At 64.6% G+C, this 11,358-nt stretch carries 13 protein-coding genes; 2 read left to right on the forward strand and 11 right to left on the reverse strand.

Annotation, left to right across the window (positions count from 1 at the left end; all coding sequences use genetic code 11):
• Nucleotides 1-256, forward strand: a 256-nt coding sequence (locus Q0331_RS00390) for an RNA polymerase-binding protein RbpA (protein WP_298073872.1), incomplete at its 5' end; no start/stop codon positions are given.
• Here Q0331_RS00390 and Q0331_RS00395 read toward each other — a convergent pair.
• From Q0331_RS00395 to Q0331_RS00405, 3 genes are read right to left on the reverse strand one after another with little or no spacing between them, the layout of a single operon-like run.
• Nucleotides 247-1,038 (reverse strand): polyprenol monophosphomannose synthase, encoded by a 792-nt coding sequence (locus tag Q0331_RS00395; RefSeq protein ID WP_298073873.1) that lies wholly within the window; start codon nt 1,036-1,038, stop codon nt 247-249. The two genes, Q0331_RS00390 and Q0331_RS00395, sit on opposite strands and share 10 nt — an antisense overlap.
• Nucleotides 1,031-2,458, reverse strand: coding sequence for an apolipoprotein N-acyltransferase (lnt, locus tag Q0331_RS00400; RefSeq protein ID WP_298073875.1), 1,428 nt, complete (start codon nt 2,456-2,458; stop codon nt 1,031-1,033). The genes Q0331_RS00395 and lnt overlap by 8 nt, the downstream gene beginning before the upstream one ends.
• Nucleotides 2,455-2,892, reverse strand: a complete 438-nt coding sequence (locus tag Q0331_RS00405) for an FxsA family protein (RefSeq protein ID WP_298073877.1) — start codon at nt 2,890-2,892, stop codon at nt 2,455-2,457. Before Q0331_RS00405 ends, lnt begins: the two co-directional genes overlap by 4 nt.
• Before the next feature lie 151 nt (nt 2,893-3,043).
• Here Q0331_RS00405 and Q0331_RS00410 point away from each other — a divergent pair, with 151 nt between their 5' ends.
• The gene (locus tag Q0331_RS00410) at nt 3,044-3,307 is read left to right on the forward strand and encodes a hypothetical protein (RefSeq protein ID WP_298073879.1); all 264 of its coding nucleotides are present in this window, start codon (nt 3,044-3,046) and stop codon (nt 3,305-3,307) included.
• Here Q0331_RS00410 and Q0331_RS00415 read toward each other — a convergent pair.
• The 8 genes from Q0331_RS00415 to Q0331_RS00450 all read right to left on the reverse strand — a co-directional run.
• The gene (locus tag Q0331_RS00415; RefSeq protein WP_298073881.1) at nt 3,304-4,032 is read right to left on the reverse strand and encodes an SDR family NAD(P)-dependent oxidoreductase; all 729 of its coding nucleotides are present in this window, start codon (nt 4,030-4,032) and stop codon (nt 3,304-3,306) included. The two genes, Q0331_RS00410 and Q0331_RS00415, sit on opposite strands and share 4 nt — an antisense overlap.
• Nucleotides 4,025-6,697, reverse strand: a complete 2,673-nt coding sequence (locus tag Q0331_RS00420; RefSeq protein ID WP_298073883.1) for an RNA helicase — start codon at nt 6,695-6,697, stop codon at nt 4,025-4,027. The genes Q0331_RS00415 and Q0331_RS00420 overlap by 8 nt, the downstream gene beginning before the upstream one ends.
• Complete coding sequence (gene tatC / locus Q0331_RS00425; RefSeq protein WP_269944110.1) at nt 6,684-7,661, reverse strand: twin-arginine translocase subunit TatC; 978 nt, start codon at nt 7,659-7,661, stop codon at nt 6,684-6,686. Before tatC ends, Q0331_RS00420 begins: the two co-directional genes overlap by 14 nt.
• A gap of 7 nt (nt 7,662-7,668) precedes the next feature.
• Nucleotides 7,669-7,923, reverse strand: coding sequence for a Sec-independent protein translocase subunit TatA (tatA, locus tag Q0331_RS00430; protein ID WP_298073886.1), 255 nt, complete (start codon nt 7,921-7,923; stop codon nt 7,669-7,671).
• A 35-nt stretch (nt 7,924-7,958) separates the two neighbouring features.
• Nucleotides 7,959-8,927 (reverse strand): WYL domain-containing protein, encoded by a 969-nt coding sequence (locus tag Q0331_RS00435; RefSeq protein ID WP_298073888.1) that lies wholly within the window; start codon nt 8,925-8,927, stop codon nt 7,959-7,961.
• Nucleotides 8,924-9,859, reverse strand: a complete 936-nt coding sequence (locus tag Q0331_RS00440) for a YafY family protein (RefSeq protein ID WP_298073890.1) — start codon at nt 9,857-9,859, stop codon at nt 8,924-8,926. The genes Q0331_RS00435 and Q0331_RS00440 overlap by 4 nt, the downstream gene beginning before the upstream one ends.
• Nucleotides 9,856-11,259: a Pup--protein ligase gene (pafA, locus tag Q0331_RS00445; protein ID WP_298073892.1), complete on the reverse strand. Its 1,404-nt coding sequence runs from the start codon at nt 11,257-11,259 to the stop codon at nt 9,856-9,858. Before pafA ends, Q0331_RS00440 begins: the two co-directional genes overlap by 4 nt.
• Nucleotides 11,256-11,358 (reverse strand): ubiquitin-like protein Pup (locus tag Q0331_RS00450; RefSeq protein WP_298073894.1); only part of this gene is annotated, 103 nt, incomplete at its 5' end. The genes pafA and Q0331_RS00450, both read right to left, overlap by 4 nt.

Below are 11,358 nucleotides of genomic sequence, written 5' to 3' on the forward strand. Positions count from 1 at the left end.
GGTGCCCTTCGCTGACGATGCGGAGATTCCCGAGGAGTGGATGTGCAAGAACGGCCAGATGGGCACGCTGGTCGAGGGCGAAGGCCAGGAATCCAAGCCGGTGAAGCCCCCGCGCACTCACTGGGACATGCTGCGCGAGCGCCGCAGCCTCGAGGAGCTCGACGAGCTGCTCGACGAGCGCATTGAACTGCTCCGTAAGCGCCGCCGCACTGCGGTGAAGCTCATGAAGGAGCAGCAGGAAGCGAATCAGAAGTAGCTGCGCACGGTGCCGGCACCGATGCGCCAAGACTCCTGGGCCAGGTTCTTCACCTGGTTAAAGCGGTGCGTGGCACCCCACTTCGTCACCTGCAGCAGAGCCTCAGAGACGATGTTGCCGCTCATCTTGGAATCGCCGATCTCCCGCTCGGTGAAGGTGATCGGAACCTCGCGCACGTCGAATCCGGCCTCGACGGCGCGCCAAGCCAGGTCCACCTGGAAAACATAGCCGGCGGAATCGACGGCATCCAGGTCGATCTCCTCCAACACCTCGCGGCGGTACGCACGGTAGCCGCCGGTGATGTCGGACAGGCCCGCACCCAACGCCAGAGAGGCGTAAATGTTGCCGCCGCGGGAGAGAACCTCGCGGCTGACCGGCCAGTTCACGGTCTTGCCGCCCTTGACGTAGCGGGAGCCCAGGACCATCTCCGCGCCCGCATCGATGCGGTCCAGCAGCAGGTATAGCTGCTCGGGAGCGTGCGAGCCGTCGGCATCCATTTCACATAGGATCTCGTAGTCACGCTCCAGGCCCCAGTGGAAGCCAGCGATATAAGCGCCACCCAGACCGCCCTTGCCGCCGCGGTGCATCACGTGAATCTTCGAGTTCTCAGCAGCCATCTCGTCGGCCAGGTCCCCGGTGCCGTCCGGGCTGGAATCATCGACAACGAGGACGTCCACGCGCTCGGGCTCGGCCTTCAGCAGTCGACCGATGATCAGAGGAAGGTTTTCCCTCTCGTTGTAGGTCGGGATAATGACCAGTGTTTTATCGCTCAGCTTAGTCATGAAAAGCTTTCTTACCTCTCCTATAAGTAAATGCCACGGACAGCAGACCCAGAATAGCTAGAATCCATTCCACCCATGGGCCGACGCGGGCTGACAGTGTCATTGTATCGCTTAGGGGCAACTTGGCCTCGAGGGCGTCAGAAGTAAAAATAGCGCTGCGCTGCTCTACCGAACCATCGGGCGCAACAATCGCCGAAACACCCGAGGTCGCGGCAACCACCACGGCGCGATCATACTCCTTGGCGCGCATGCGAGACATGGCGAGTTGCTGATACGTCATGTCCGTAAACCCGAAGGTCGCGTTGTTCGTCGGGCTGGTGAGAATCTGCGCGCCGTCCCGCACGGCCATGCGGAACGCCCCGTCAAAGCTGACCTCGTAGCAGGTGGCCACGCCGACGGGGACGCCGTTCATGTGGACCACTCCGTTGTCGTCGCCGGGCTGGAAGTTACCGGCCCGGTCGACATGCTCGCTGAAGTTGCGCAAGAAGTCGCGGAAGGGCATGTACTCGCCGAAGGGCTGCAGAAAGCGCTTGATGTGGCTCTCCCCTGGGCCGTCGCTATCCCAGACCACCATCGTGTTGTGCTCCGGGCTGACGGTACCGACGAGGATCGGTGCGTCGACGGATCGCTGGGCGCGTTCAATCTGCTGGCGGGCAGCAGAGTCGGTGAAAGGATTGACATCCGAGGAGTTCTCCGGCCAGATGACTATATCCGGGTGTGAATGCAGCTGCTCAGTACGCCGCACGTGGTTGTCCAGCACAGCGCGGCGCTGCGCATTGAAATCCAGGCCTAGACGCGGAACGTTGCCCTGTACGGCGACCACATCCACGGTGCGGTCGGTGGGCGTGGCGGGGATCAGCAGCGCGTAGGCGGCGATCAAGGCCACCACGCCAGCCAACGAATACGCGGGCGCGCGGTGCTTGCGTATGCTCAAAGCCAGGAGCAAGCCGATTAGCACCACGGCGAAGGTGACAAGCGCGGGGCCGCCGAGACGGATCAGCCAGCTAATCGGACCGCTGGCCTGGCCCCATGCGATGCGCCCCCACGGAAAGCCCCCGAAGGGAAAGGAAGAGCGCAGCCACTCAGTCGCGACGAACCAGGTGGGAATGCCGATGATTTGGGCCGGGAGGGGGCGTCGAACCAAAAGCTTCAGGCCTGCGCCGAACAACAGGCTGTAAAGGGACTGGATCAGCGCCAACGCGATCCAGGCGGCCGGGCCGACGAACTCTCCGACCCACGGCAGCAACAGGCCGTAGATGGTGAGGCCCTGCACCCAGGCCATCAGCATGGCGTGGCGGTGGTCGGCGAAGTAGAGCAGCAGCGCGAACCCGAGCGGTGCGGCCCACCACAGGCCGGTCGGCTCGAAGGCAGCAAAGACCATCACGCCGCTAAAGACAGCGGCGAGGAGCCTTAAAATCATCCGTTCTCGCCCGCGCGGTGGTCGATGACGTCTCCCCAACCACCCGAGTTCTGGATGTGGCTAACGCGCGAATAGGTGGTCACACCGAAACGTTCCAGAGAACGGCGCGCGGCCTGGCCCAGCATCTTGCGGATCAGGGAACGGGTCGGCGGAATCAGGAAGAAAATTCCGAAGAAGCTCGAGACAATGCCGGGAACGGCCACGCCCACTGCACCCACCATGGACAGCGCCATGTCGGCCGTTAGCTCGCCGGGATGATCCTTCTGCTGCAGTGCGCGGACGGTAAGCTCGCGCATCTGCCAAGTGGCCAGGGCGATACCCAGCACGAACAGGCCCAACAGGATCAGCAGCGCCCAGCCCCAGCCGATCCACACTCCCAAGAGAATGAAGGCGATGATTTCTACGACGAGATACACGGCGGGTAAGAATTGCATGGCTGTAAGGAAACTCCTAAAGTATCCGTCTGAAAAATTGTTATGAAAACGCGATCTTTGTAACGAAAGCGTGCTTACATAACGATAACGAAGGTGTAGGAAAAATGGTTCCTACACGCGATAGCTTAACTACGTTTTAGGGAGTACTTTGATGCGTCTACGCCGCTCTATCCTCGCTGCAGTTCTGGCACCCACGGTTGCCCTGGCATCCGTCACCCCGGCAGTGGCAGAAACCGATACCCAGAGCTCCAGCACCGGCTCGGAAGGCACCAGCACCGGTTCCAGCGACTCCGACGAGTGGTGGGACGGCCTGCACCCGATTGCTAAGGCCGCGATCGGCATCGCGGCGGCCACCGGTATCTCCGTGGCCTTCGGGATCCTGCGGACGATCTTCTACAACATCTTCCACGTCTAGCGTGGCGCGCGCCGCCACAGCCAGCGCGGAACCACCTGCATGGCGGCGGCCAGCAGCTTCAGGGAGCGCGGGATCCACACGGATTCCGCGCTTTCGTCGTTGATGGCGCGCACCGTGGCCTCGGCGACCACATCCGGCGTGGTGGACAGAGGCGCCGGATCCATGCCGCGGGTCATCCGGCCGATTACGAAGCCCGGGCGCACGATGACCAGGCGCACGCCGGCGCCCTGCAGCGCGTCCTGCATGCCCTGGCAGAAACCATCCAAGCCGGCCTTCGCCGAGCCGTAGACATAGTTCGGGCGGCGCACGCGAGCCCCGGCGATGGAGGAATAGGCCACCAGCACTCCCCTGCCGCGGGCCTTCATTACCTGGGACAGCTCCGTCAGCAGCACCGCCTGGGCGGTGAAGTCCGTGTGCAGCACGCGGTAGACCTCGGAGGAGTCGCGCTCCGCGAGCTCCTGGTCGCCCAGCACGCCGAACATCGCCAGCGCTACGTCCAGCGGGCCGGTGGCCTCGATCTCCGCGATGAGGTCTGCGTGGGAATCCACGTCGGTGGCGTCAAAAAAGAAAGAATCGACCTGCGTGGCGCCGAGTCGGTACAGCTCATCGGCCAGGTCCGTGGTGCGGCGGGCGGCGAGCACCAGGTGGTTGCCGGGGGCGAGCAGGCGGGCGATCTCGCCGCCGATCTCGCTGGTCGCACCGAATATTGCAATTTTCTTAGCCATCGAGGGCCACAACTCCTCGTCTCATCGCGGCGACCGCCTTGCGGGAGGCCGCCTTCACTTCGTTGGAATAGCCAGTCAGCTTGATCTGATCCAGCAGGTCGATCACGCGGCGGCACCAGCGCACGAAATCGCCGGGGGTCAGGGTGGCGCCGCTGGCCTCGGCCGCGCGCAGGCAATACTCCAGCGGGGCGCCGGCGGTCCACTGGTGCACCGCGGTGGCAAAGCCTAGCTCCGGCTCGCGCGTCACAGTCAGGCGGTGGCGCTGCTCGTCGGTGGAAAGCTCCTGGTAGATACGCCACGTCTGGCTGATCGCCTCGGCCAGCGGCTCGGTGGGCACGCCATCGTCCTTGGCACCGGAATCGCGGCGATTCTCGAAAACACAGGTGCTGGCCACGGCCGCCAGCTCTGCCGGGTCCAGCTCGTCCCAGATACCGCGGCGCAGGCACTGGGCGACCAGCAGGTCGGACTCGTGGTGGATCTTGGACAGCCGCTCGCCCTCCATCGTGATGCGGGCGGTGTTACCCTCGAGCTCCACGTAATCCAGCTCCGCCAGCAGCGCGAGGATGCGGTTGAACTGGGCGGACAGGGAATCGGATTCCTGCGGCTGCTCCTTCTGTTCGAATTCCAGGCGGCGGGCTGCCTTCAGGTACTGCTCGGCGGCGCGGCAGAGCTCCTCGCGGCCATCCCAGGCGTGCACCGGGTGGGCGTGCACCTGCTCGCGCAGCTCAACAGCGCGCAGCGAGCGGCGGCGCGCCCGGGGCCGGAGCTTCTTGGGCTTATCCAGCTGGAGGCGGCGCAGATTGGCGGCCACTCCCCTGGCCTGTCGCTTCGGGTTGCGCGCCACGCCCTTGTGCAGGCGCATGTGACCGATGTGCACCGGGGTGTTGCCGAACATGTCGGGGTTGATGCGCTCCACCCAGCCGTCGTCGGTGATGATCGTCGGCCGGCCGCGGTGGTCGGCACGGGCAATCACGGCGGTGGTGGGGTTCTTGCCAGTGGGCAGTGCGATCACATCGCCCGGCTGCAGGGACTGCAGCAGGGCCGTGGTCTCCGTCGAGGCCTCGTCGATGACCATGCGTTTGGCGCGGCGCTCCTCCTGTGAAAGCTCGCGGCGCAGCTGGCCGTACTCGGTGACCAGCCGGAAGTCCTCGTTGAGGCTGTTCGAGGGGCGGCGCACCTCGCGGATCGTGGCCTTCAGCTGCTTTTCCTGCTGGGCCAGCTCGCGGCGGCGCTTCTCGATCTGCTCGGCGCTCTCCACCACCGCGCCATTGGTCTGGTACTGCGCAAACGAGCGCAGCAGCAGCCGGTGGGCCTCGTCCAACCCCATCGTGCCGATGAGGTTCACGGCCATGTTGTAGCCGGGACGGAAGGTGGAATCTAGCGGATAGGTTCTTGTTGACGCCAAGTCCGCAACCCCATAAGGATCCAGCCCCTGGCTCCACAGCACTACCGCGTTACCCTTCGTGTCGATGCCACGGCGGCCGGCGCGACCCGTGAGCTGCGTGTATTGGCCGGGGGTGAGGTCTGCGTGCGTCTCGCCGTTGAACTTCACCAGCTTCTCCAGCACCACCGAGCGGGCAGGCATGTTGATTCCCAGCGCCAGGGTTTCCGTGGCAAAGCAGACCTTTAGCAGGCCGCGGGCGAACAGATCCTCCACGATGTGGCGGAAGGCCGGCAGCATGCCGGCGTGGTGGGCGGCGAAACCGCGCGACAGGGCGCGCCGCCACTGGCGGAAGCCCAGGACGTTCAGATCCTCCTCCGTCAGGTCGGAAACGCCCGCGTCGATCGTGCGCAGGATCTCCTCCCTTTCCGACGGGGACGAGTAGTCCACGCGATCGATCAGCAGGGAGCGCACGGCGGCGTCACAACCAACGCGCGAGAAGATGAAGTAAATCGCAGGCAGCATGCCTGCGGTGGCCATGTGCTGCACCACGTCGCCGCGCTTTGGCCCGCGGCGCTTGCCAGTTTCCTCGGCCTTCGCGGCGGCGGCGACGACCTTGCGGTTGATGGCGCCGAGGTGCTGCTCCGAGCCCTCGAAGAGGGGCAGGATCTGGCGGCCGACCATCATGAACTGGGTCAGCGGCACGGGGCGCTTCTCGGTGACGATGATTTCGGTATCGCCGCGGACGGCGGATAGCCAGCCGCCGAACTCCTCGACATTGGAGACGGTGGCCGACAGGGAAACAAGGATCACGCGCGGATCGAGGTTGAGGATTGCCTCCTCCCAGACCGGGCCGCGGGAACGGTCGGCCAGGAAGTGCACCTCGTCCATGACGACGTGTGTGAGGGTTTCCAGCCGCTCGGAGTCGGCGTAGATCATGTTGCGCAAGACCTCGGTGGTCATCACAACGATGGGCGCGTCGCCGTTGATGGTCACGTCGCCGGTGAGCAGACCCACGTTGGCCTCCCCGTAGCGCTCCACCAGGTCGTGGAACTTCTGGTTGCTCAAGGCCTTGATGGGCGTGGTGTAAAAACAGGTGCCGTCGCCGTGGAAGGCGGCGAAAACGGCGAACTCGCCGACGATGGTCTTGCCCGCGCCCGTGGGGGCGGCGACGAGGACCCCCTTGCCCCGGTCGATGGCTTCGGCCGCCTGAACCTGGAAGTCGTCCAGCGGGAAGTCGTACTGGGCGCAGAAGCGCTCTACCTGGGGGCTAGAGAATGTCATCGAAATCGCTGCGGGTGAAGTCTTGTGCCTTTGGATCCTGGCGCTTCGGCGAGTCAATTGGGCGGGCCGCGCTGGTGGACTGCGGTGCCGGGGTTGCCGTCACCGGGGCAATGGGTTCCGGGGCGGCGATGCCGGTGGACTCGTCGTCATCCACCTCGAGCCAGTCCGCCTGGTTATTCTTGCGGCGCTTGTCGTTCAGGCGGGCGATCTGCGTGGCGATCTCCATCATCGCGCACAGCGCAATCGCCAGAATCACCATCGAGATCGGGTCCTGGCCCGGGGTGACGAACGCGGCGAAGAGGAACAGGAACGCCCAGATGAAACGGCGCTTCTCCTTCAGCTGCTGGTAAGTCACCACGTGCGCCAGGTTCAGCAGCACGGTAATAAGCGGCACTTCGAAGCTCACACCGAAAATCAACAGCAGCGCCATGGCGAAGCTGAAGTATTTCTCGCCGTTCAGAGCAGCGATCTGCGCCTCGTCGCCGATGGTCAGCAGGAACTCCAGCCCAAAGGCAAGAACGAAGTAGGCCAGCACCGCGCCGACGGTAAACAGCAGGCCGGCGGAAATACCTACGCCCAGGGTCCAGCGCTTCTCGTTCTTGTGCAGCCCCGGGGTGATATACGCCCAGATCTGGCCCAACCAAATGGGCGAGGAAAAGACCATGCCGGCCAGCGCACCGACTTTCAGCCGCAGCATAAACATCTCGAAGGGGCTGGTCGCCAGCAGGCGGCACTCCCCCGCCTCGGAGCCGAAACGCGCCTCGGGCGGCAGGTTGCAATACGGTCCGCGCAGTACCTCGCCCAGCGAAGCGATCGGGCCGACCTCGACGTTGTACCAGATGTAGCCGATGATCGTGCCGATGAAAATGGCAACCAGGGAAATGAATACGCGCTTGCGCAGCTCATTGATGTGCTCGACGATGGTCATTGAACCATCGGCGGGCTTCTTTAGCTTCTTAGCCACTTAACTCTTAAGCGTTGTGCTCGTTCGGCTGCTCGGACTTGGGCTGGGCCAGGTCTTGAGCCTGCTGCTGCTCGGCGGTCGGAGCCTGCTTCTCGGACAGCTCCTTCTTCTCGCCGTCGGTCTTCATCTCGTCCATTTCGGACTTGAAGATACGCATCGAACGGCCCAGGGAGCGTGCGGCGCTGGGCAGGCGGGTCGCTCCGAACAGCAGGAAGATGACCAGAGCGATGATTAGTAGTTCAGGAACGCCAAGGTTCGGCATTATCTACGAGCTTTCTGTCGTTGGAATCGGTCTTACTATCCTAGCTCGCGAGCCTCGTAGGCTTCGAGGCCACGCCGTGCTAGGGCTTTTAAGTTCTCGGCCAATGGTAGCGGTTCTATCCCGCGAATACCGGGTGAAAACCCGAGCAGGAACCTCAAAAACCATTCACCGGTATCGGGCACGTCGACGACCAAGCGCTCTTCGTCCTCCACCACCCACATGGGGAAGTACTCGAGCATCCACCGCAGCGACTCGTCCAACTCCAGGCGCGCCCAGTTGTCGCTGAGGCCGAAACCGAAGGGATCCTCCGGGTCGATCTCGGGCACCTGTTGGGCGCTGGCCGAACCCTCCTCCCCCAGGTCGAGCCCGTCGATGCGCGCAAGTGCAAAGGTTTTTGTGGTGACGCCACGTTCCCGCGCCCAGAGGTAATACTCGCCTTCCACGAGGGCCACGTGGTCAGGGTCTACCGTGCGGGTGCCAAAGCTATCGCTGGACAGCGACTGATAGCTGAAGGTGACCTGGCGGCGCGACTGGATGGCCTCCGAGAGCTGCCGGCGCAGCTGCACATGGGCGGGGGTTGAGGGCGCCGTTTCGGGGGTGAAGGAATCCGTGTACTCGCGCCGGGAGCGCAAGAGAGCCTGGATCTTCTCGCTGGCGGAATCGATGTCCGCCTGCGCCTCCGCCGGCGCGGTGGAGCGCAGCGCCTGCAGGTTCAGCAGCAGCACGCCGGCCTCCATCGCGGTCAAGGCAAGTGGGCGATCAAGGCCCGCGGAGAACTCCACGGAGGCGCGCATGCGATCCACCGTGACCTCCACCGGCATGTCGAGGATGCTGGCGGGCACGCGGCACTGAGACACCTGGCCGAGCTCGTGGGCGATCTGCGCGGTGGATAGGTCCAGCGCACGAGAGGCCGCCATCAGGCTGCTATCCGGGTGAGACCGGAACCAGGCGAGGACGGACAGGGTACGGAGGAACTGTTCGGCGTTGGAACGAGGGGGCGTCATGAAGCAGCCTCCTTGAGAACGGCAACAACATCGGCGACGACATCCGGCGGCGAGGTAACCACCACATGGGGCGCATAGGCAGCGACGGTGCGGACAAACCAGTCGCGTTCCACCGGGCCGATCTGGCCGTCTTCGTCGGCCAGGCGGCGCAGCTCCCAGGCGCCGGGCTCCGGGAACTCCACGGTGGCGGTGACCATCTGGCGGCTGCTTAATAGCCCCTGCTGGATCAGCTGCTGCGGGGTGCCCTCCGGGCGCGGGTGCTGGGCGAATTCGGGGAGGGCGGTAACGGAATCAACGCGCGCCAGGCGGAACGTGCGCTGGGCCTCGCGGTCCGGGTCAAAACCGGTTACATAGAGCAGGCCATCCTTGGCGCCATAAGCCCAGGGCTCCAATCGACGCTGTTGGGGGGTATCGACCAGCGAGGGATAGTAATTGAACTCCAAGACCAGACCATTGTCGAGGGCGCGGAAGATCGCGTCGAAGGAATCGCCATCCAAGGCGGTGTGATCCGGAACGCTGGGAACAGCCACCTCGCCGGTGGACACGCGGTGCTGCATGCCCGCGGCGGCCAGTTTGGTGTATGCGGAGCGGGCGGCGTGCTGCATCTCCCCCGACTGGGCCCACCGGCTGGCAGCGGCGAGGACGGTAGCCTCGCCGTCGGTGAACTCGATGTCCGGCAGGAAGGTTTGGGCGGGGTCGAGGGTGAGCATGTCTTCGCCCGTGATGCGCACGCCCAGCTCGGCGAGATCCTGGCGGTCGCGGCTCAGCTGCTTGCGGGCGGAGCCATCCTTGGCGTGCTGGTAGCCCTCGACGTTGGCGAGCACCCACTCGATGGAGCGCGGTCCGTCGGAATTCAGCAGCGCGATCACTAGGTTAAACAGGCGCGTGGCGCCCGGGATCCAGTGAGTCTCGACGGGGCGGTTGCGGTTCATCGGGCTTCCAGGGACTCGATGATGCGGTCGACGTCCTCGCTGGTGTTGGCGAAGGGGTCGGCAAGCAGTGCCTCGGCCCCGTTCTCGCCGTTGACCTTCACGCGCATCCAATCCACCGTGTAGGACAGCTCCGGGTGGGCGCGCACCGCCGCGATGAAGCGGCCGCGCACCGCGGCGCGGGTCGTCGGCGGAGCCTGGCGGACGGCCTGTTCGATCGCCTCCGGGGCCAACAACGTGCGCGCCAGGCCGCGGCGAGCCAGGACGTTAAACAGGCCGCGGGTGGGGTGAATGTCGTGATACATCAGGTCGATCTGCGCCAGGCGGGGGTCGATGGGATCCAGGCCACGGGCGGCGGCCATGCGGTCCAGCAACGACTTCTTGATGACCCAGTCGATCTCCGTGGAGACCGGCGAGAAGTCGCCCGTGTCGAAGCAGTCCAGCACGCGGCCCCACAGATCCACCACGGGGGTTAGCTCCGCGTTGGGGGTGCCCCGCTCCGGGTCTTCACGCACGGCGAGGTAGGCGCAGGCGGCGTCATAAAAAGCGCGCTGGATCTCCAGCGGCGTGGCAGTCGACCCGCTGCGCAGAGCGATGTCCACCTGGCCGGTGAAGTCGCGGGAGATCTCGCGGATAGAGCGGATCTCGTTGGCCATCTCGAAATCCGGGAGGGCCACGCCGGCCTCGATCATCTCCAGCACCAGCAGCGTGGAGCCGACCTTAAGGGCCGTGGTGACTTCCGACATGTTGGAATCACCGACGATGACGTGCAGGCGGCGATACTTAGAGGAATCGGCGTGCGGCTCGTCGCGCGTGTTGATGATGGGGCGCGAGCGGGTCGTCGCGCTGGACACGCCCTCCCAGACGTGGTCGGCGCGCTGGCTCATGGTGTAGCCCGGGCCGAAGTTCTCGTTCGGCGCGCCGGGATAAGGGATCGCGAGCTTGCCCGCACCGCAAATCAGCTGGCGGGTAACCAGGAAAGGCAGCAACTGCTTGCTAAGACCCTTCAGGGGAATATCACGGCTAACCAGGTAGTTCTCGTGGCAGCCATAAGAGTTGCCCAGGGAGTCCGTGTTGTTTTTCAGCAAGTAGACCTTGCCGCCGACGGCCTGCTCGGCGCGGTCGGCCAGCTCGTGGAACATCAGGTCGCCAGAGCGGTCGTAGGCGATCAGCTGGTGCAGGCTATCGCACTCCGCGGTGGCGAACTCCGGATGTGCGCCGACGTCCATGTAGAGGCGCGAGGCGTTCTCGGTATAGATGTTCGAGCTGCGGTGCTCCTCCACCACCGGTGCGAAGAGCTTGCGGGCAATCTCGTCGGGACCCAGGCGGCGAGAGGAATCCTGCATGTTGGCGATTCCATACTCGGTCTCCAGGCCCATAATGCGGCGGCGAATGGCGGTCACTGGCCGCCCTTTTGTACGTAAGAGCGGACGAACTCCTCCGCGTTGTTCTCCAGCAGGCCGTCGATCTCGTCCAGCAGATCGTCGGTACCGGTGACGTTA

Origin of the sequence: uncultured Corynebacterium sp., assembly GCF_937999985.1 — a bacterium.
Taxonomy (GTDB): domain Bacteria; phylum Actinomycetota; class Actinomycetes; order Mycobacteriales; family Mycobacteriaceae; genus Corynebacterium.